At 59.4% G+C, this 21,160-nt stretch carries 16 protein-coding genes; 4 read left to right on the forward strand and 12 right to left on the reverse strand.

The window, feature by feature from the left end; translation table 11 throughout:
* The 6 genes from BLT54_RS23150 to BLT54_RS19815 all read right to left on the reverse strand — a co-directional run.
* The coding region (locus tag BLT54_RS23150) for an acetyl-coenzyme A synthetase N-terminal domain-containing protein (protein WP_218129415.1) at positions 1-168 on the reverse strand (168 nt) is incomplete at its 3' end.
* 516 nt (positions 169-684) lie between these two features.
* Complete coding sequence (locus tag BLT54_RS19795) at positions 685-2,613, reverse strand: methyl-accepting chemotaxis protein (protein WP_245708072.1); 1,929 nt, start codon at positions 2,611-2,613, stop codon at positions 685-687.
* Positions 2,614-3,049: 436 nt separating this feature from the next.
* Positions 3,050-3,610 carry a PqiC family protein gene (locus BLT54_RS19800; RefSeq protein WP_074647097.1) on the reverse strand — a complete coding sequence of 187 codons (561 nt, stop codon included), beginning with the start codon at positions 3,608-3,610 and terminating at the stop codon, positions 3,050-3,052.
* 5 nt (positions 3,611-3,615) lie between these two features.
* Entirely contained in the window at positions 3,616-5,721 is a 2,106-nt protein-coding gene (locus tag BLT54_RS19805) for an MlaD family protein (RefSeq protein WP_083351914.1), read from the reverse strand.
* Positions 5,722-5,731: 10 nt separating this feature from the next.
* Positions 5,732-6,367: a paraquat-inducible protein A gene (locus BLT54_RS19810; protein ID WP_074647101.1), complete on the reverse strand. Its 636-nt coding sequence runs from the start codon at positions 6,365-6,367 to the stop codon at positions 5,732-5,734.
* The gene (locus BLT54_RS19815) at positions 6,334-6,978 is read right to left on the reverse strand and encodes a paraquat-inducible protein A (RefSeq protein ID WP_074647102.1); all 645 of its coding nucleotides are present in this window, start codon (positions 6,976-6,978) and stop codon (positions 6,334-6,336) included. The genes BLT54_RS19810 and BLT54_RS19815 overlap by 34 nt, the downstream gene beginning before the upstream one ends.
* 444 nt (positions 6,979-7,422) lie before the next feature.
* Here BLT54_RS19815 and BLT54_RS19820 point away from each other — a divergent pair, with 444 nt between their 5' ends.
* The 4 genes from BLT54_RS19820 to BLT54_RS19835 are packed head-to-tail and all read left to right on the forward strand — an operon-like array spanning position 7,423 to position 12,303.
* The gene (locus BLT54_RS19820) at positions 7,423-9,081 is read left to right on the forward strand and encodes an OpgD/OpgG family glucan biosynthesis protein (protein WP_074647104.1); all 1,659 of its coding nucleotides are present in this window, start codon (positions 7,423-7,425) and stop codon (positions 9,079-9,081) included.
* Positions 9,066-9,308 carry a hypothetical protein gene (locus BLT54_RS19825; protein ID WP_143026890.1) on the forward strand — a complete coding sequence of 81 codons (243 nt, stop codon included), beginning with the start codon at positions 9,066-9,068 and terminating at the stop codon, positions 9,306-9,308. Before BLT54_RS19820 ends, BLT54_RS19825 begins: the two co-directional genes overlap by 16 nt.
* Positions 9,309-9,311: 3 nt before the next feature.
* Complete coding sequence (mdoH, locus tag BLT54_RS19830; RefSeq protein WP_074647108.1) at positions 9,312-11,120, forward strand: glucans biosynthesis glucosyltransferase MdoH; 1,809 nt, start codon at positions 9,312-9,314, stop codon at positions 11,118-11,120.
* A gap of 40 nt (positions 11,121-11,160) precedes the next feature.
* Positions 11,161-12,303 (forward strand): OpgC family protein, encoded by a 1,143-nt coding sequence (locus tag BLT54_RS19835; RefSeq protein WP_425429341.1) that lies wholly within the window; start codon positions 11,161-11,163, stop codon positions 12,301-12,303.
* A gap of 75 nt (positions 12,304-12,378) precedes the next feature.
* Here BLT54_RS19835 and BLT54_RS19840 read toward each other — a convergent pair whose 3' ends face one another.
* From BLT54_RS19840 to BLT54_RS19865, 6 genes are read right to left on the reverse strand one after another with little or no spacing between them, the layout of a single operon-like run.
* Positions 12,379-13,887 carry an aldehyde dehydrogenase family protein gene (locus BLT54_RS19840; RefSeq protein ID WP_074647112.1) on the reverse strand — a complete coding sequence of 503 codons (1,509 nt, stop codon included), beginning with the start codon at positions 13,885-13,887 and terminating at the stop codon, positions 12,379-12,381.
* Positions 13,884-14,345: a (2Fe-2S)-binding protein gene (locus tag BLT54_RS19845; RefSeq protein ID WP_074647115.1), complete on the reverse strand. Its 462-nt coding sequence runs from the start codon at positions 14,343-14,345 to the stop codon at positions 13,884-13,886. Before BLT54_RS19845 ends, BLT54_RS19840 begins: the two co-directional genes overlap by 4 nt.
* Positions 14,342-17,404 (reverse strand): molybdopterin cofactor-binding domain-containing protein, encoded by a 3,063-nt coding sequence (locus BLT54_RS19850; RefSeq protein WP_074647118.1) that lies wholly within the window; start codon positions 17,402-17,404, stop codon positions 14,342-14,344. The genes BLT54_RS19845 and BLT54_RS19850 overlap by 4 nt, the downstream gene beginning before the upstream one ends.
* Positions 17,401-18,252, reverse strand: a complete 852-nt coding sequence (locus tag BLT54_RS19855; RefSeq protein WP_074647120.1) for an aromatic ring-hydroxylating oxygenase subunit alpha — start codon at positions 18,250-18,252, stop codon at positions 17,401-17,403. The genes BLT54_RS19850 and BLT54_RS19855 overlap by 4 nt, the downstream gene beginning before the upstream one ends.
* A gap of 11 nt (positions 18,253-18,263) precedes the next feature.
* Entirely contained in the window at positions 18,264-19,634 is a 1,371-nt protein-coding gene (locus tag BLT54_RS19860; RefSeq protein ID WP_074647122.1) for an amidohydrolase family protein, read from the reverse strand.
* Complete coding sequence (locus BLT54_RS19865; RefSeq protein WP_074647124.1) at positions 19,622-21,160, reverse strand: GMC family oxidoreductase; 1,539 nt, start codon at positions 21,158-21,160, stop codon at positions 19,622-19,624. The genes BLT54_RS19860 and BLT54_RS19865 overlap by 13 nt, the downstream gene beginning before the upstream one ends.

Consider the following 21,160-nt stretch of genomic DNA (forward strand, 5'->3'; position numbering starts at 1 on the left):
CTGCGTGTAGGGTTCCATCCAATCCAGGATCTTCCCCTGCTCCGCCCAAAACGAAACCGGATCGCTCACCGAGCGCGCGTACATGTCGGTGTATTGGTCTGCGGAAATATGTGCCTTCGAAGCAAATGCCTCTGAAGGAGCGGTCATTGTGGTGGTGTCCTCGGACATGTCGCCTCCCAATTCTCAAATTCTGACGCGACCCTGCACAAGGCAGAGTCCCTTCCTCTGGCTCAGGTTTACAGAGTTTGATGTGAAAATGCCCGTAACTTGCTGCATTGCATAGATTTATTTGTAAATCATTTCACGAATACATGTCAATCTGTGTAAATTAACTTTACTAATCTGAATTGTCATGACTTTACAGATTGTTAGTTTCTATCTCTGCGGCGTAGTGAAATCTTGAAATTGAGTGCTCACGTCGGATGTTTGGGGCGCTGAGCGCCCACATAGGTGCAGCCGTTAAGTGTCGGGCCAGAACGCTGCGATGCGGCATTGGAATGTGCCGCTCGATGATCGACTCGCTTAAGGGGAATTGTTTCATCCGGCGGCAAACCTCCATGACGCCACGATGGCGCGCAGAAGTTTGACCAATTCGGACTACATTCTTCCACAAAGCGCCTCCCCGCATGCCTCGTGTGACATGCGGGGAGGCGTGTTTGGTACAGTTCACAGCTGTGAGGTCATCTAAGATGCCAGCCTCACCTCTTCGCCTTCATTTGTCGTTTTGAGCACAGAGCTGTCACGCTCAAGGGCGGTGGCTTGAGCTTTTAGGGATTGCAAGGCCGCTGTGGTCTCTTCGAACATGGCCGCGTTGTGTTGTGTCACCTGATCCAGTTGGCTGACGGCTGTTGATATTTCCGCGAGACCGACAGCTTGTTCGGAAGCAGAGGTCGAAATGGTCTGAACAAGGCCGTCCAAGCTTGCCACAAGGGTTTCAATCTCCGCGAGCGCATCCCCAGATGCATTCACGAGTTGCACGCCCTCGTCGACTTGACGCCCCGATGTTTCGATCAGTTTCGCAATTTCATTTGCCGCCTCAGAGCTGCGTTGTGCCAGGGCCCTCACTTCGGAGGCAACGACGGCAAAGCCCCGGCCCGAATCGCCAGCTCGCGCGGCTTCAACGCCAGCGTTCAGGGCCAAGAGATTGGTTTGGAACGCGATGTCATCAATGACGCTGGTGATCTTGGAAATCTGGGTTGAGCTTTCTGCAATATCGTTCATGGCTTTGACTGTCCGCTGGACAACATGGCGACCTGCAGTTGAGCGGTCTTTGGTTTGGCCAACCGTGCCGGCAGCATCTTTTGCACTGCGGGCTGAGCTGTCTACAGAAGCGGCAAGTTCGGTGATCGCTGCCGCGGTTTCTTCAAGGGAGGCGGCCTGAGTTTCCGTACGACGGCTCAGATCTATCGCGGCGCTGTTGAGGTTGTCGGTTTCGCCAATGATGGTAGCAGCCCCTTCAACGATGGTGCTGGCCAAACGGCTGATTTTTTCAACGGCATCATTGAAGTCGGTGCGCAGTTTTACATATTCAGGCGGAAAGTCTTCTTTGATGCGCACGGTCAAATCGCCGCGTGACATAGCGCCGAGGCCCGCCGCAAGCGTTGACACGACGCGCTGTTGATTTCTGAGGTTTCGTTCGCGTTCGGCTTCGGCTTCGGCACGCTCCGCCTCTTTCTCCTGGCGGGCCTTTTCTTGTTCTTTGCGACGGCTTTCCGCAACGGCGGATTCACGGAGTTTGGCCTGATGCTCTCGCTCCGCGGCGTCTTCCCGTTCGCGCGCCATGGCGGCGTCTTTTTCGATTTGAGCCTGTGCAAGTTCTGCACGCTCAACAAGGGCTACCCTAAAGATTTCAAGGACGCGGGCCATTTCGCCAATTTCACTTTTGTTGTTGGTCATCGGCACTTCAGTGTGGGTGTCGCCTTGGGACATGGCAGACATACGTGCCTTTAAGGCGTCAAGAGGGTGTGTGACACTTCGGACAAGGAAAGTGGAGGTGAGCCCGAGCGCGATGAGCGCCGCCGCCAGAACGCCATGGCTGATGGCTCTCATATCAGCAAGATCATCATAGATGTCAGACATGTACGAGCCCGTGCCAATGATCCAACCCCAAGGCTCATATTCGCGCACAAAACTGATTTTTTCATCGTCGCCGCTGCCGTCCGGTTTGTCGAAGTAATACGTCAACGCACCGCGACCTTTGGTGGTGGCAATTTCGATCATTTCCTGAAAAATATAGGTGCCGTGGGTGTCTTTGATGTCGGTCTGATCGGTGCCGTTCAGCTCTGGCTTGATCGGATGGGCGATCATGATGTTTTGGTCATTCAAGACAAAGAAGTAGCCGCTTTCGCCATAGCGCATCTTCATCATGGTCTCCTGGCCAAGGGTGATGGCTTGCTCGTGTGTGAGAGCGCCGGCTTTCGCCTGATCGTCGATCTCAATGAGGGTCGCGATGGCGGTATCAACAACATCACTTAGGTGTTGTTCACGCATGGCGAGCGCGGAATTGTAGGCGAGATTCAATAGAATTTCTGTAAGTACTGCGATCAGAACGACGGCAATCACGACGATGGCGTAGATTCGGACTGATAGTTTTGACAGCTGAGCGCGAATCATCTCGATCCCCTTGAATTGTATGGCGTTTGGGAACACCATGAGGGGAGCATCTTAACAATCAGTGCATCGATGTGCGTTTCGCAACACGAGAAAATGCATTCAGCGTTCGCCCAAGGGAGGGGCCGCCTTTGCGGCCCGGTTGATAATTCATTTGGTGATAAAATATTTATTTTTCAATGATTTATGATGTTTCCGCGCAGGGGGAGTGCATGTGGCTATGACATTGTTGTAATGGGGGCGTTAAAGATAGATTTCTTAAAATTTTACATCTCTGATGTGGGCAACCCACAACGAAAGCCCACAGCGAAAGAACGTGCTTCCACTTGCGCTACCCAAACAGGTCACACCTAAACCGGCCAAGGCGCAGATGGCCATTTGGGGTTCAAACCCAAAGGCATCATCCCATTCCAGTCAGGCCTATGCCTCGGATTGTGGGTCAGCGAGACAGCTCTTGAGTGATCTTTTGGGCCAGTTGACGCATAGCAAGGCCAGAGGCGGCGGCAATGCCTGCGGGCGAGGTGTCGGCAAGCGGGACGGCGATGTCAAACCGCACGATCCGTTCGCGCACGACATGATCATAGGACGAAATCGCGAATTGGCCTTTGAGGTCAAACTGACCCGAAGCGCGCGCCACCATTTCGGAGACGCGCACCTCCACAGCCGCCTGCGCCGGGGTGGCCAAGGGCCAAGGTTCCGCCGCTACGGTGGCCGATCCGGCTCGACCAATGGTATCGGCCAGCAACAGCGTTACAGCGCGCACTGGCTCATCCGCCCAAGCCGCACCTTTGACCGGGGTCAGTGCGCCGTCACCGCTCTCCAAAAGGATCTGCGACTCCTCAGCATAGGCCGGAAGCGACACGTCGCGCACCTCAAGGGTTGCAACCCGCAACCGCACCGGCGCTGCGGTCTCCGCCGGGGCCGTGTCGATCAAATAGCGCGGATCGGTGCCGCCACAGGCGGTCAACAGCAAAAGGGCAAGCGGGAGAAAACGAAACATATCGGTCACCGTCCAAACAAGAGGGAATTGGGGTTGCGTTCAATGGCGCGGGCGAGCTTGCTCAGCGCTTGTGCCGCTGCGCGCACGTCACGCAGGGACGAGAGCGTTTCGCGGTTGAAACTGGATTGGCTGCCATAGCCCGCGAGGGTCTTTTCGGCCTCGGCCACAAGGGATTCGATCCGGGCAGACAGTTCCGGCAGGCTCTGCGCCGCCTGTTCAATCGCCGATGCGGCATCGCGGGCAGAGGACAGCGTGGCGTTGGTGTTTTCGACCACGCCGCCCGCGCGCAATTCGGCCAAGGCGCTGCGCGCTTCATCCAAAGCGGCGGTCAGGCTTGCGGGCAGGGCGCGGGCGTCCGGCGTGTCGATCAACCGATCCGCCCCGTCCAAAAACGCCCCCGCAGAGGCGAGGAATTGTTCGACCTCAAGCGAATTGGCCTTGTCGGTCAATTTTTGTAAATCGGCCACCAGTTGCGGCAACTCCGCCGTGGCGCCTTCGATGTCGGCGGCCACGTCTGTGACCGATGTCGCGGCTTCTTCGGCAGCGTCCAGGGCGGCGACGAGCTTGCCCACCGCGTCCGCTTGCCGCAACTCTTCGGACACTGCGCGCAACTCGGAAACGGCGGCTTTCAACTCGGCGGGGAGGGCCTGCGTGTCGGGGCTGCCGAGCAACCCGCGCGCGTCATCCAACAGCGCGACAAATGCATCAGGTGCGGCGCGCAGGGTTTCGTCGCCCGCAAGGCTTTCGACGGCGGCGAGCGTGGCGATGGTTTGATCCAACAACTCCTCGACCGGCAGGTCATTGACCCGTTTCAACAACCCCTCGGCAGTCGCGCCCACATCCGGTAAATCAGAGGGCACGGAGGGCAAAAGCGGCGCGGATTCGGAGAAAATCCCAAGAATCGCCGGGCTTGCGTCCGGGATATCCGCGAGTTCGATCACCAGCGAGGTGTTGAACAGGCTTTGCGAAGCCAGCCGCGCGCGCAGCCCGCCTTTGACGGCATTGGCGAAAAACGCGATGGTTTCTGCGGCGGGGGCGTCGGCAGCCAGACCGAGGCGCTGCGGATCAATCGAAATCATCGCGCGCAATTTGACCGCAGGGCCATCGGGCATGTCTTCGATGAAAGCGCCAATATCAGAAACCGCACCAATGCGCACGCCGCGATAGAGCACGGGTGAGCCTGCGGACAGGCCGCTGACGGATTCATCAAACTCGACCGTCAAATCGACAGCATTGTCGATGGTCTCGCTGAACACACTGTCGCGCGCCTCTTCTTCGCCCTCGAACAGATCAAAAACCTGCCCGGGTCGCACCGGACCTCCGCCGGAAAACACCGTGTCAAAGGCCAACCCGCCGCGCACAAGACTGGCGACCGAGTCAACCGAAAGATTAAGGCCGCTTGGGCCAAAATTGACTGAGAAACCAGAGGTTTGCCAAAATCGCGTGGCGGAGGTGAGGCGTGTGTCATAGGGCGCGTTGATAAAGGCGTCGACCATCACGCCCGAGCCATTGTCGATCAGGCGCGGGCTTTCGATTTTGCCGACTTCGATGCCTTTGTGAAAAATCGGCGCGCCGGGGGTGAGTTGTGATCCAGACGCCGTGCGCAGGGTGATTTTTGTGCCTTTCATACCGGGCAAGACCAAGGGCGTGTCATCGCGTCCGACAAATTTGGTGGTGCCTGCGCCGGGGGCGGGGTCGAACGCGGCCTGAATATAGGCGCCCGAAAGCACGGTAGAGAGGCCGGAAATGCCGCTGGCGGAGACTTCCGGGCGCACGACCCAGAATTCGGCATCGTCGGGCAAGGACTCCGCCACGGTCCGATCAATCCGCGCGCCGATCACAACCGAGGTCAGATCGGCGGAAAAGGACACGTCTTCGACCAGGCCGATGGTGACATCCCGGTAGCGCAGAGCGGTTTCATTTGCGGTGATGCCGGCTGCGTTTTCAAACAGAATTTCAATGCGTTGACCCCGTTCGGCCCAGCTTTGCCAGGCAATGAAAAGCGTCACGGCCAAGGCCGCCAATGGCACCAACCAGACATAGGACAGGTTGCGCCATGCCGAGCGTTTCGGACCTTCGACCACCATCTCTGTTGGCTGCACATCACTCACGGCATTGTCCTCATTCTACGTCCTCGTTACGCGCGTCCCAGATCAGGCGCTCATCAAAACTCAAGGCGGCCATCATAGTGAAGGCAACGGAAAGTGCAAAGCTGACCGCCGCAATCCCCGGCGTGATCGTGGCGGCAAAATCCAACCGCACCAGCGAAGAGAGGATCGCAACCACAAACACATCAATCATCGACCAGCGTCCAATAAATTCGACAATTTCAAACAGGGTGTGACGGCGATGCATCGGCATGTGGACTTTGCGTGTCACCGACAGGCCAAGGTAAATAATCGCAATGAATTTGGCGATCGGGATCACGATGGAGGCGAAGAACACGATACCCGCCACGCCATAGGAGCCGTGATGCATCAGTTCGATCACCCCACCGAGAATGGTGTTTTCCGTGGTTTTCCCAAGACTGGCCGTGGAGAGCATCGGGTAGAGATTGGCCGGAATATAGATGACGATCCCGGCGATGAGCCAAGCCCAGACCTTTTGCAAACCATCGACATCGCGGGCACGCAGACGCGCGCCACAGCGGGCACATCGCGCCACGCCGGGCCGGTCCACCTTGCCACAATGAGTGCAGCCGATCAGACCCGCATCACGGGCTGTCAGGATCGGCGGCGCGCTTCTAAGGTTTTCCAAACGGTCACTCTACTCATAAAATTATCTTTCAGCACGGTCACGATGACCAGCGCCACAAAGGCCCAAAACGCCGGGCCCAGCGAGACATGCGCCAGCCCCGCGACTTTCACCAACGCCACCGCAACGCCAACGATAAACACCTCAGCCATGGCCCAGGGCCGCAGCGCTTCGGCCACTCGAAACGCATGAACCGCATGGCGTGCCGGGTGCCAACCAAAGGCCATCGGTCCCAGTACATAAAGCAGTGTCAAAAACCGGGTCACTGGCAAAACCACAATCAAAGCAGCCATGGCCAGCGTCAGCGGCGCGGTCAATCCGGTGGCATAGGCCATCACCGTGTCCAACAAAGAACTGCGCCGGACCATGCCCGCCGCGCCCAATTCGAGAAAGGGGAAAAACACCGCCGCAATCATCAGGATCAGAGCGGCCAAGGCCAACATGATGATGCGGGTCATCGCCAAGGGCCGCGGCGCTTCGATCACCGTATGACAGCGCGGGCAAGAGGCCGTGTCTCCGACCGAGACAGTGCGATCCACCAGCAAGGCATCACAGGCCGGGCAAGCCAACATCGCATCCGGGTCAGGGAGGTGGGGAGAGATGAGTGCGGTCATCTGATCAGTCTACCCTGTCGCGCAAGTGTTGAAAAGCGGCGCAGCCCCCGTCGTGATCTTCCGGCTTCTCGGTGTTCAATAGGGGGTGTTCAACAGGGGGGTATTCAATAGGGGCCCAATCCACGCGTTCGGCGCAGGCGATGCGCGGGGTTTCGCGCAGAGGGGAGATAAAAGGCCGCTTTACGCGGAAGCAACCTTGTTTTTCCACAAAACCGGCGAAAAACCCCGATTCCGTCCCTGATAAACCCGCGAAAAATCGCCAGTTCTCAATCGGTTCTACAGATTTATGTGGCGGTGCAGCGAAACTAAACATATTTGACGGATGTCACGGAACTGTCATGCGAGTGAGTCGCATGCAGGGATGATGTGAGTCTGAAAAATGAGTCTGGGAAACCAGGGTCGAGAAACCAAGTCGGGAAGCCAGTTCGGTTCAATGTTTGCGCAATGTCAGTAAAGTCACTCTCATCTGATGCGGGCTTGTCCCGTCGTTCCGTTCTTGCCACGTTGTCGGGGTCTGTGGCCGCCGTCGCTTTGGCGCGCACCGCTTGGGCACAAGACGTGGCCCCAACGGCGGACACACCAGAAGTCAGCGCGCCTGTCCCAGAGGTCATGCCCGAACCTGTGGCCGAACCTATCGGGCCACAGCCGTTTTCGTTTGACTGGTTGGACGCGCGCATGGCTCAGGCGTCGCAGTCCGACTATCAGGCCCCTGTTGCCGCGCCCGAGGTGATCACGGATCTCGATTACGATGACTACCGCAAGATTCAGTTTAACCCCACGCGCGCGCGCTGGCGGAATGAGGGCGTGTTGTTCCAAGTTCACGCGTTCCATCCGGGTTGGCTCTACAAAGACACAGTGACGATTCACGAAGTTGTGGACGGGATGCAGACGCCGATGGCGTTTTCCACCGACGATTTCCTCTATTATGAAGATTTGGCGGCGCGTGTGTCACCCCATGTTGCCTTGCCCGGTGTGGCGGGCTTTCGGTTGAACACGCCGCTCAATCGCGCGGACAAGTTTGACGAGTTGGTGGCCTTTGTCGGCGCCTCCTATTTCCGCGCCTTGGCGCGCGATAGCAGCTATGGCCTGTCGGCACGGGGGCTTGCCATCAACACCGGGCTGGGCGGCGAAGAAGAATTCCCGCGCTTTACCGAGTTTTGGTTGGAACGCCCCGCCGCAGGGCAAGAGACGGTGGTGTTTTATGCCGCGCTCGAAAGCCCGTCTTGCACTGGCGCGTATCGGTTTGTCATTCGTCCGGGCGAGGAAACGGTGATTGATGTCACCGCCAAGCTACATTTCCGCCGCGATGTGGAACAATTGGGTGTGGCCGCGCTGACGTCGATGTTCCTGTTCGACGAAAAGAATAGCGACGCCTTTGACGATTATCGCCCGCAAGTCCATGACAGCAACGCCTTGATGGTGGTGCGCCGCGATGGCGATGTGCTCTGGCGTCCGCTCAACAACCCGCCGCGTCTGGCAAGCTCGTATCTGAGCGAACCGAACCTTAAATCCTTTGGCTTGATCCAACGTGACCGGGCGTTTGAGGATTACCAAGACGCCGGGGCCCATTATCAGGACCGCCCCTCTGTGTTGATCGAACCGCAAGGCGATTGGGGTCCGGGTGCAATCCGTTTGGTCGAAATCCCGTCCGATCTGGAAGGCAACGACAATATCGTCAGCTTCTGGGTGCCGAGCGAGAAACCGAAAGCCGGCGAGGCGCGCGAATATGCGTATCGTCTGCGGTGGGGGGCGCTTGGCACCGACCGCGACGGGGATCGCGCATGGATTGTCAATACTTTGGCGGGCCATGGCGGCACCTCTGGCGTCTCCGGCACCAAGGTTTCGCTGCGCAAATTCGTCATTGATTTTGACGGCGGGTTGATGGCAGGACTGCCTGCGGATGCTGAGATGGAGCCGGTCGTGACCCTGTCGCACGGCAAAATCCAACATATCGCCCTCTCCAAAATCGAAAACACCACGCGCTGGCGTCTGGTGATTGATGTCGATGGCGGCAATGAGCGGCTGGTTGAACTTGTGGCCCATGTCGCGGGCTTTGGACGGAAACTGACGGAAACATGGATTTATCAATGGGTACGCACATGATGATGCACGGGTCTCTTTCTGATGCGGCGCAGGACGCGCAAGCGCGGGCCGTCGACACGCGTCACGCGGAGATTTTGCGTGCGGCGCGCCTGCCTCATGCGCCTTTGGCGATGCCCCGGCAAGTGATCGAACGGTCCCTTGCGGATGTCGTTGCAAACACGCCGCTTTTGTCGCGCCTCATCGGGGGGCTCGCCTCCGGTATCGGTCGCACTGCGCGTGGCAGATAACAAATGAGCCAATCAACGTCCCCCAGCGGCGCGCGTTCTGCGCGCGCTTTGGCGTTGCTGATCAGTGTTGGCCTTGGGATTGGCGCTGCGGCATTGTTTTTGCAATTCGGTGCGGCGGACGGTTATCAGATGGTGGATGGTGTGCGCGCCGCGCTCGTGTTTATCACCACGTTTTGGCTGGCTTGGGGCGCGATGCAATCGGTGGAGGGGCTGATGTCAAGTCGGCGCGCTCCGGCATCTCTGAACATGCCACTCACCACCCGCACCGCGATTTTGATGCCCGTCTATAACGAAGATCCTGCGGTGGTTTTTGCCCGCGTGGCGGCGATGGACGTCTCGCTCACCCGGCTTGGTGTGGCCGAACAGTTTGATTTTGCTATCCTGTCTGACACGCAAAATGACCGAGTGGGGACCGAAGAAGAGCGGTGGTTTGTGCGTCTATGGGAGGATCGTGGCCAAGACGCGCGGGTCGCCTCAGGGAAAGCCCCCCGGTTTTTTTATCGCAGACGGGCGCGCAACATTGGCCGCAAAGCCGGCAATATTCAGGATTTTTTTGAGACCTCGGGCGCGCAGTATGATTTTGCGTTGATCCTGGACGCCGACAGTTTGATGGAAGGCGAAACCATCGTTGAAATGGTGCACCGGATGCAGGCGGCCCCCGAGCTTGGCCTGTTGCAAACCCTGCCGCGCATCACCGGCGCGCGCTCGCGATTTGGCCGTGCCATGCAATTTGCCGCCGGGTTCTATTCGCCGGTCTTTGCCCAGGGTCAGGCAGCGATGCAAGGCGTCACTGGCCCGTTTTGGGGCCACAACGCAATGGTGCGGGTGCGCGCCTTTGCGGAAAGCTGCGCCTTGCCCGAACTCTCTGGTCCGCCGCCCTTTGGCGGTCATATCCTCAGCCATGATTACGTCGAAGCCGCCCTTTTGGCGCGCGCCGGATGGGGGGTGCGCCTTGATCCAGATTTGGCGGGGTCTTACGAGGAAGGCCCTGAAAACATGATTGATTTCGCCAAGCGGGATCGACGCTGGTGTCAGGGCAATCTGCAACATATCCGCGTGATTTCCGCACCGGGCCTCAAAGGTTGGTCGCGCTTTGTGTTTTTTCAAGGCATCCTAAGCTATGTCGCACCGCTGTTTTGGGTGATGTTTCTGGCCTCAAACCTCTACGCAACCGCCACGGCGCCGGAACCGGATTTCTTTCCTGAGCCGTTCCAATTGTTCCCGGTCTTCCCGTCCGATCAAACCTCGAAAGCGGTGGGGGTTGCGGTGGGTGTCTTTGGCCTTTTGGTCTTTCCCAAAGTGTTGATCTTGCTCGATGCCATCGCGCGTGGGCGAGTGGCGGAGTTTGGCGGCACAGTCACGGCCCTGCGCAGCATGATAACCGAACTCATCCAATCCTCAATCAACGCGCCGATCATGTTGATGTGGCAAACGCGGGCGGTGATGCAGGTGGTGATGGGGCGTGATGGCGGCTGGCCGGCGCAAACGCGCGGTGACGGGCGGCTGACATTTCCCGAGGCCTATGCCGCCGGTTGGTGGATTCAACTGTGGGGCATCGTGGTGATGGCCCTCACCCATAGTTTCGCCCCCAACCTGATGCTTTGGGTGTTGCCGATTGGCGTCCCCTTGGTGGTGGCCCCTTTGGTGATCTGGATGACGTCAAAGCCCTCTCACCCGCCGGTGTTTCTGACGCCGGAAGAAACCGCCCTGCCGCAGGTCATCACCGATCATCGCCGGATTGTCGCACTTTGGGATGACACATCCCCAAGTGTCTCCGTGCCCAATGCCCAAGTGGCTGAAATCCCTGCCTGATATGTCCCAAACCAAACCGTCATCCCCTGTGTCGATTGGCGTGCCCGCGTCTTCGCGCGGCCCAAATTCACGTGATCCCAGGCTCGACTTTTTCCGGGGCCTCGCCTTGGTGATGATTTTCATCAACCATGTGCCCGGCAACCCGCTTGAGGTGCTCACCAATCGCAATTTCGGCTTCTCGGATGCGGCCGAAGGCTTCGTTTTCATGTCGGGGATGGCGGCGGGGCTGGCTTATCCTTTGGCTTTTGTGCGCTTGCCGTTGTGGCGGGCTGTGGCGAAATGTTGGGGCCGGGCCTGGACGCTTTATTCCGTGCATTTGGTGATTTCCGTGATCTCTTTGGCGATCATGCTGGGCGCGGCCTATTGGTTTGGCGCCGACAAGATGTGGAAGGTCAATAATGTCGGTCCGTGGATGAAAGCCCCGGTGCAGGCGACGATTGGGATCGCCTCATTGGGCCATCAGTTTGGCTATCTGAACATCTTGCCAATGTATGCGGCCTTGTTGCTGATGACGCCGCTGATGATCCTGGTCGGGCAACGCAATATCTGGATCATGTTGGGCGGGTCATTCGCGCTTTGGATTTTCACCGGCGAAACCCGCCTCAACGTGCCCGCCTATCCCAATCCCGGCGGCTGGTTTTTCAACCCGTTCGCGTGGCAATTCCTCTTTGCCATCGGGCTTGCCTGTGGGATGCGGTTGAAGGCGGGGCAGCGGTTGGTGCCAAATGTGGCATGGGCCAAATGGCTGTCATTGGCGATCTTGGTGCTCATTCTGGGCTGGATGAAAATCGACGCGATCCGCGAGGTGGGCAGCGCGGGTTTGGGCGTTTTGCGTAGTCTTGGGGTGCCGTTTTACATCACCAATTTCGACAAAACCTTCCTTGCCGCCCCGCGTCTGATCCATGTGTTGGCACTGGTTTATTTACTGTCCACGCAAAATTGGGTGACACGCCTCTCTGCCAGCCGTTGGGTTTGGCCAATCCAATTGATGGGGCGGTTTGGTCTTGGCTGTTTTGCGCTTGGCACGGTTTTGTCGATCCTCGGCCAGTCGATCAAAGCGGCTCTGATCTATGATCCGTGGATCTTTGACATGGCCTATGTGTTCGTCGGTTTGGCGGTGCAAATGGGCTTTGCCCGGATCAAATGGCAATTGGCAAAGTCCCCTGTGGCGCGGGTCGGGTAGTTTTCAAGCAATGCTGCGGGCCATTTTCTTATCTGCAAACCGGCGACTTTTGGCACCAAGCCGTATCTTGCGGCCCTAAATCACCATGCAGACGGTTTTATTCTCAAGGTAATTGTCCAAGCCTTGCGCGCCGTTTTCCACGCCCCAACCTGAGGCTTTCATCCCGCCTTTCGGCAGTTCCGGCGAAAAATAGCTGTGGCAATTGACCCAGACCGTGCCCGCATGGATCGCCGCCGCCAGTCTGTGCGCGTGGCTGAGGTTTTCGGTCCAGACCGAGGCCGCCAAGCCGTATTCGGTGTCATTGGCGAGGTCCAATGCCTCCTCTGGCGTGTCAAACGGGGTGAGTGCCGTCACCGGGCCGAAAATCTCATCGCGCATCAACGCCATGTCGGGACGCACGCCGGTCAGGATGGTGGGGCGGAAAAATGCCGGTGCTTCGTCGATTTGCCCGCCGCCGGTCAAAATTTCGGCCCCCTCGGCGCGGCCTCGGTCGACAATCCCCGCGACCCGCGCGGCATGTGTGGCGTTGATCAGAGGGCCAAGATCGCTGTCCGGTGCCAACCCGTGCCCAAGGCGCAACGCAAGTGCGGCCTGCACCAGCCGTTCGGCAAATTGATCATAGAGTGCGCGCTGAACATAGATCCGCGACCCGGCCACGCAGACCTGTCCCGAATTGGCAAAAATCCCGCGCGCAACACCCGGCACCGCCAGATCAAGATCGGCATCCGCCATCACAATCGCCGGGGATTTGCCGCCGAGTTCCAGTGTCAGTTTTTTGAGATTGCCCTTGGCCGAACCCAACAAATGCCGTCCGATTTCGGTCGATCCGGTAAAGGCCACTTTGGCGACACCCGCATGTGTGGCCAAGGCTTCGCCGACCTCATACCCAAAGCCAGTCAACAGGTTGACCACGCCTTTTGGCATCCCCGCCTCTTCGATCAATTCGCAAAGCCGGATCGCGGTCAGCGATGTTTCCTCGGCAGGTTTCAAAATCACGGTGCAGCCCGCGCAGAGCGCAGGCGCCAGTTTCATTGCCGCCATCAAAAGGGGCGAATTCCAGGGCGTGATCGCGGCCACAACCCCCACAGGTTCGCGTCGGGTATAGGCCATGACCTGTTTGCCCGGTGGGGCATAGCCGATTGAGGGGGTAAAACTGTCCCCGGTCAATTTGGTCGCAAACCCGGCGTAATAACGAAACTGGGCGACTGTGCCGGGGATTTCGCCGAACCGGGCGGTGGCAAAGGTTTTGCCCTGATCGAGGCTTTCCAATTCGGCCAATTCATCGGCATGGGCCTCGATCAGATCAGCGATGTTCCACAACAAGGCCTGACGCGCGGCGGGCAGCATCCCGCGCCATGCGTTTGATGCCAGCGCCTCTTGCGCCGCCGCCACCGCCGCATCGGCCTCTGCCGCGCCTGCGCGTGATAGACGGGTCAAAAGATCACCCGTGGCCGGGTCATGGCTGTCAAACTGATCGGGCAATATCTGCCATTCCCCGCCAATCCAAATCGGTTGCGCGGGCCGGGCCAAAAACGCCAGCGCGCCGTCGGTTTTGGGCGCATGTGGGGTCAAGGTGAATGTCATATCCTGTCCTTTATAAGCGCACGGGCGCGAAACGCCCCGCGCAAAATCGAATGATAGCCGGTGCAGCGGCACAGGTTGCCCTCAAGGGCGGTGCGGATCATCTCGTCCGTGGCATCGGGCGTGTGGGTGAAGAGGCCAACGAGGCTCATCATCACGCCGGGGGCACAATAGCCGCATTGAAAGCCGTTTTCCTCCTCCATCGCGCGCACCAAAGCCCGGCCCTCGGCCAAGGTTTCAAGCGCCTCGATTGTGGTCACGGCTTTGCCCGCCACTTGCCATCCCATCAGCAAACAGGCGTTGATCGCGTGACCATCGAGCAAAACGGTACAAGCCCCACAGCGGCCAATGTCGCAGGCCTGTTTGGTCCCGGTCTGGCCCAATTGTTCGCGCAGGGCCGACAACAGGCTCTCATCCGGGGCAATCTCGGCGGCCTGACCATTGAGTGTAAACCCGATCATGACCGCGCTTCGCTTTCCGAAGACGCGATCACATCCAAAAGGCTCTCTGGCGCAAATGGCGTCACCACGGGCCAGCGTCCAATCGCATCAAACACCGCATTGGCAATCGCGGGCGTCACCGCGCCAATGCCCAATTCCCCCGCTCCGCGCGGCCCATGGGGATCGCCCGGATCAAGCTCTTCAAGGGCGGTGATCCGCATGGTGTTGGGCACATCGCGCAGCGTTGGCATCATATAGCTGTCGAAATTCGTGGTCACCGGACGGCCATTCTGCATCAATACATCTTCGGTCAAGGTGAAGCCCAGGCCTTGGATCAACCCGCCCTCCATCTGGCCCAAATAGGACGCCATGTCGATCACAGGTCCGGCTGCGGTATGCATCTCAAGGTCAAGAGTGCGGACCTGCCCGCTGACCCGGTTCACCGCCACCCGCGCCAGCGTCGCGGCAAAGGCGAAAATGAAACGGGCGTTGCCTTTGGTGTAATCCGACTTTGGAAAAGAGAACTGCGTGGTGAACGTGGCGCTATCGGCCATGGCGTCAAATCGCAACAGCGGCGTGGGCGTATTGGCCCCGCGCGCGCCAATCCCGCCGGGGACAAGTCGCAGTTCCGCTGGGGGTAGGCCAAGTTTGGCACCGGCCTGTGACAGGAGTTCGGTCTCAAACGCCGGTGCCGTCTCCTTGATCCCGCGCCAGACCACATAGCCGCCGCGCGAGGCGGTGGTCGAACCGCTGTCGGGGGCGGTTCCGGTGTCGCCATACACAGTACGAATGTCGTCGCGCGCTACGCCTAAACGGGTGGAGGTTTCGGCATGAAGCGAGGCGATTAAGCCCTGACCCATCTCATCCAGACCACAGAGCGCTTCGATTTTACCACCCTTCAAGCGCAGCGCAAATTCCGCCTCATCTTCGGGCAAAGTGCCAAGTCCGTTGCCCTGATAATTCAGCGCCATGCCGGTGCCGATGATCTCGTCGGGATTGGTCTCCCGTGCATTCCAAAGCGGCGAGCTTGAGGCGGCGTCGAGCATTTCAAGCAGCCGCTCAGAGGGTGCAACCCTTTGGCCCAGATAGCCGGGACTGCCGGGCACGCGCATGTTCAACCTGCGGATTTTGATCGGATCAAGCCCCGCTTTTGCCGCCAGACGGTCCATCTGACATTCAATCGCATAGCTCATCTGATTGGCACCAAAGCCACGAAACGCGCCGCATGTGCCGTTGTTGGTATAGGCGAGCCGCCCGCGTGTTTGAATGTTTTCAATCACATAAGGTCCGGCGGCATGTTCCATCGCGGTTTCTAAAACACCGGGTGACAAAGACGCATAGGCACCGCAATCTGAGATGACATCGACCTCCTGCGCCACCAACCGCCCCGTTGCATCACAGCCGGTTTTCATCCGTATGCGCATCGGATTGCGCTTGGTCCCGGCCTGAACACTCTCCGCGCGGCTGAGGTGAAGCCGCACGGCACGCCCGGATTTACGCGCCAAAAGCGCTAAAACGGGCTGGACCGTCAATTCGTCCTTGCCGCCAAACGCCCCGCCTGTGGGAGAAGAGATCACGCGGATTTTCTCTTTGGGCATGTCGAGAATACGCGACAGTTGCAACCGATCGCGCGCGCCATGCTGACCCCCGGCACAAACCAAAATCCCGTCGTTCTGAGGCCCATCGGGTGCGGCCCAACCGCCTTCGGTTTCCATAAACCCGTGCATCTGGCGCGGGGTGACATAGGTGTCTTCGATCACATGCACGGCCTTGGCCCAACCTTCGGTCAGATCGCCCTTGGCATGGGTGATCTCAGAAACAAGATTGCCATTGTCATGCACCCGCGTGGCACTGGGCATCAGCGCCATTTCCGGGTCGGTGGCAACGGGCAAAGGCGCATAATCGACCTCGATCAGCGCCAGCGCCGCCTCCGCCACTTGCGCGTCAATCGCGGCGACGGCGGCGACCGGATCGCCGCTATAACGTACTTTGTCGGCACAAAGCGCCGGTTGGTCTTGGAAGACGATACCAAAGCCATTGAACCCGGTGATATCGCGGTGGGTGATCACGGCATGCACTCCTGGCAGTGCCTCGGCCCGGCGCGTGTCGATGTGGCGGATGTTGGCATGAGGATAGGCGGCACGCAGGATACGCCCGACCAACATGCCGGGGGCGCGCGCATCGGTCAGATAGGGCAGGGCTCCGCGGGTTTTTCGCGGCATATCCGGGCGGGTGTGCCACCGTTCACCGCCGTCCTGCCGCGAGACTGCGGTGAGGGCCGGCGGCGGGGTTGGACTGGGGCGCAGGGTCTTTGAACTATGGGTTTTGGGGCTTTGTCCGAGCAGGCCATGTGAGATCGCTTTGGCGGCGACACGTTTGCGGTAGCTGGCAGTGCGAAAGGCACAAGACGGCGCGTTTACGGTGGCGATGATCCGAGCCTCAAGATCGGCAGGATCAACCTGCGTCAGAACCTGCCCCATGAGCCATGTTTCGACCTCGCTGAGGCGCTGAGGCAGCACCGCACCACCGCCCACCGAGAGGCGCAGATCGGTGATCCGAGTGTCCTCGGTTGAAAAGGTTCCGGTGCTGACGATCATCGCGGGGCTAAACGCCGCGCGCAGCCCGACCTTGCGCCATATTGAACGCGCCAGCGGGCGGAGTGTAACGGAGAGGATGAGGCCTTTTGGATCACGCAGATGGTCGCGTAAAGGGCGCGGACCGAGGGTGGTGCCAAGCTGGGCATCCAGCGCCAAAAGCGCGGGGATCAGACAGCCCGCGCCAAAACCGATATTGCCGCCAAGGGTGGCGAGACGGCGAATGTTGGGCGCGCCGACATCCCCACACGCCCGTGATAAAAGCGGCAATCCGGCGTGGCGGATGTCCTCAAGGGAGGTGCCCGCACCGATGGTCAAGTCGTTGATTCCATTTGGCAAAAGAGAACCGATGTTGACGAGGTGATCGGGCCGTATCTGTCCTTGGGACCAACGAAACTGATGCCCCGTGCCGCCGACTACGGCCTGCGCGCCTGTGGCGATCAGGGCCTCAGCCTCGGCCAATGTGCTGGGGTGGCTGATCCTCATAGGGCCTCCGGCGTGGTCGTGCCAAAGGTCAGCCCCTTTTCTTTCAACCAGCGGCGATAGGCGACCGAGGAACTGTCGGCGCGGGTCGGGATTTCGCTGCGCGCCTCAAGCGGCAACAACAGCGGGCGCTGGTTTTCGACGATGATCCGGTCTTGCAGGAAAATCACCTGTTCAAAGCGCAAAAGCTGGGTATGGCTGGAGGTTTGATCGAGCAGATACATCACCGGTTGCGCGCGACACAGCCCCTCTTCGATTGGGTGGATGAACAGGGCGATGGCGTCGCGGCGACCGGGTTGATCGGGGGCGTCACGGTAGAGCATGACGACAAAGGGGGTCGGCACGCGGTAGGTCAGTTGGGCGAATTCACCCTCGGGGCGGGTTGTGGTCATTTGCGGTTGAAAAAAGGTGCAATTGGTGGCCCATACTTCGTCCACATCACGGCGGATTTCGGATTTGTAAACCGGCACTTCGGTGTGCGGTTCAGAGCCCAAAATATCGGTGTGGACAAAGGGAAAATGCGCCATGTCGAGGAAGTTTTCGACCACGCGCAGACCAGAGGCCCGCATCGTCACCCAGCCACAGGGCACAACCCGCCGCTCGGGCTCAAACCGCTCTTCGATTTCGAAAACGTCGGTATTTGGCGCGCCGAGCGTGGTCCAAAGACACTCGAATTTCTCCTGAATGGGCAGGGGTTTACCCTTATGCACCACGGATTTCCCCGGACCGATGGTGATCGGGTGACCCAAGAGTTTTGTTTCCTCCACCCGGTCCAAATCGGTGAGCGTGGCGACTGCATACCATTGGTTGAGCGCGACGGGATCTTTGGTGCCTTGATGGGATGTCGGCATCAGCTTACTCCTCAATCGGTCCATTGCGCCGTGCCGCCGCCATTGGCGTCAAGCCAGACCTGGCGGCGGGAGAAATGCCCCGGTGTGAGGCGGTTCAGCCGGTCGATGATCTCGGTCACATCCCCGGTCACCAGCTTGCCGTCCTCGACGCATATCTGGCCATTGACCATGGTCATGATGACGTCAGAGCCGCGCACCGCATGGACCAGATTGTGGTGAATGTTGAACCAACGCCCGTCGGCGTGAAACGGCGTCATCCGGGGTGTGTCGCCGCGCAGGGCGATGATGTCGGCCTTTTTGCCCGGCTCCAAAGACCCGGTGACATCACCCAGCCCCACCGCTTCGGCCCCCAATGAGGTCGCCATGCGCAACACGTCCCAACTGTCCATCGCGGCGGCGTCGCGGTGGCGCAATTTGCCCTTGAGGGAGGCGAGTTTCATCTCTTCGAACATGTCGAAATTGTTGTTCTCTTTCTCTCCATCCGTGCCAATGCCCACGGGTATGCCCGCCGCCAACATGTCGGAAATTGGCGCGATGCCGGAGGCCAGTTTCATGTTCGACACCGGGTTATGGGCGACCGAGACGTTGTGGTTTGAGATCAGGTCGATCTCTTCGGGAGAAAACCACACGGCATGGGCAAACATCGCCATCGGGGTTTCAAAGAACCCCAGATCGCGAAACACCTCCATCGGCTTTTTGCCGTAGCGGGTTTTAAATTCGGCCAGCTCAATCTCAGCTTCGGAACAATGGGTGTGAAAGCCGGTGTTGTGCTTTTTCGCCATGTCGATGGCGCGCTGTTGCCCGGCTTCATCGGCATAAAACAGATGCTCCAACCCGACCCAGACATTGACCCGGCCCTCAGCTTTGCCATGCCAACGCTCAATCAGCGCCTCGTTCATATCGAGCGTGTCGAAATAGTCGTAATCGGGATGCGCGCCAACATAAGGCACGGCGACAATCCGGTTGCCAAGGATCTGAGCGGCGCGGGCCGAGCCCTCCATATAACGCCACATGTCGACCACCGTGGTGGTGCCCGCCAAGAGGCTTTCGGCATAGCACAGATAGCTTGCGGCCTCTGCCTCTTCGGGCAAAAGCACGCGGTGCATCGGGTTGATATGTTGGGTCAGCCAATCCCAAACCGGCAGGTGTTCGGCGGTGCCGCGCAGAAAGCCGGAATGGGCATGGGCATTGATCAGACCGGGCATCAACACCGCCCGCCCCATGTCTTTCACCGTGGCCTCCGGGTGCGCCGCGATGAGGTCGCGTGCGGTGCCCGTGGCCACAATCGTATCACCGCGCACCAAGACCGCACCATGGGGGATCACGGTCAGGTCCTTGTCCATGGTGATAACGGCTTCGGCACTTAGGATCAGGTCAGACATGCGTCCTCCAATATAAATTGCGCCGCCCGTTCACCGATCATGGTGACGGGGGCGTGGGTGTGACAGGCGGGGATGTCGGGAATGACGGAGGCGTCCGCGACCCAGAGGTCGCGAACGCCTTTGACGCCCAACCGAGGGGAAACGGGGGCGTCGATGTGCGTGCCCATTTGGGCGGTGCCGCAACAGTGGAAAAAGGTCGAACAGGCGCGGCGCACGAAAGTGACGGCGTCCTCGCCCGAAACCCTCCGGTCCGGGGCGACGAAATCCGCGAAGAGGTGTGAAAAGCCGGGGGTGAGCACCATGTCCAACAGGAACTCGACCCCGGCCACGAGCGCCTTCAGATCGCGCGGGTCCGACAAGAGGTTTGGCTGAATGTTGAGCGGGTCATCCGGGGCGGTCCCGGTGAGGGTGATCCAGCCTTTGGAATAGGAACGCATGACACCAAGCCCGATGGCAAAGACATCGCCGTCGAGATCGTAATGATCCGAAAGCGCGGGCACGGCAGAGCGGGTTTGAATGGGGAAAGCCAAGAGATCGGCTTGGTCCAACTCGGGCGCGGATTTCCAAATCGACAGCGTGCCGCCGCCATTGCCTTTCATCGGGCCAAGCGGTGATGAGGCGCGGAAATTGAGAGCGCGCAGCAGCGGATGATCCTGAAGATTGCGACCGATTTCGGGGGCGTGGAGGCGGGTTTTGAGGCCAAGACGAGACAGTTCCGCCTCATCGCCGATGCCTGAAAGCATCATCAAGCGCGGGGTTTCCAAAGCTCCGGCGGCGAGGATCACACCAGAGCGTGCGGTCAGTAGATGCTCCGCACCGTCTTTATACACACGGACACCGCTCGCGTGATCGCCGGAAAACGTCAGAGCCAAAGCACGGGTCTCGCAGAGGATCGTCAAACGCTCTGACGCCATGATAGGGCCAAGATAACCCATCGCTGAGGTCCAGCGCAGACCCTCGGGCGAGATGTTGAAATTGGCAAGGCTGACGCCTATCGGCTCCGGTCCGTTTGGGTCCTCAACCACGGGTAGGCCCATGTCGGCCCCGCCTTTGAGCATGGCTTGGGCCAGGGGATGATCGGGGTCCGGGCGGGTGATCTGTAACGGGCCATCGCCGCCGCGCAAGGCGGTTTCTCCACCCTGCCACGTTTCGCAGGCTTTAAAGCTCGGCAGGCAGTCGTCCCACGACCATCCCGGCGCAACGGCGTCCCATCGGGCATAATCGGCGGGCACCCCGCGATACCACATCATCGCATTGGTGGCCGAAGATCCGCCCAAGCCTTTGCCGCGCGGGATTGGGATGTCGCGATTCAAAACCCGCTCAGTGGGGGTGTAGTGATGCCCCCAATCCCATGCGCCGGATTGCAGGCCAAACCACGCGCTCGGGTCTTCGATCTCCGCTACGCCAAAGGTGGATTTTCCCGCCTCGATCACCGCCACATCCGCGCCCGCATCATGCAGCCGGCGCGCCACGGCAGAGCCGCCTGAACCAGAGCCGATCACGATGTAATCAAAGGCGGTTTTCAT

This window comes from Celeribacter baekdonensis (assembly GCF_900102315.1).
Lineage (GTDB): Bacteria > Pseudomonadota > Alphaproteobacteria > Rhodobacterales > Rhodobacteraceae > Celeribacter > Celeribacter baekdonensis.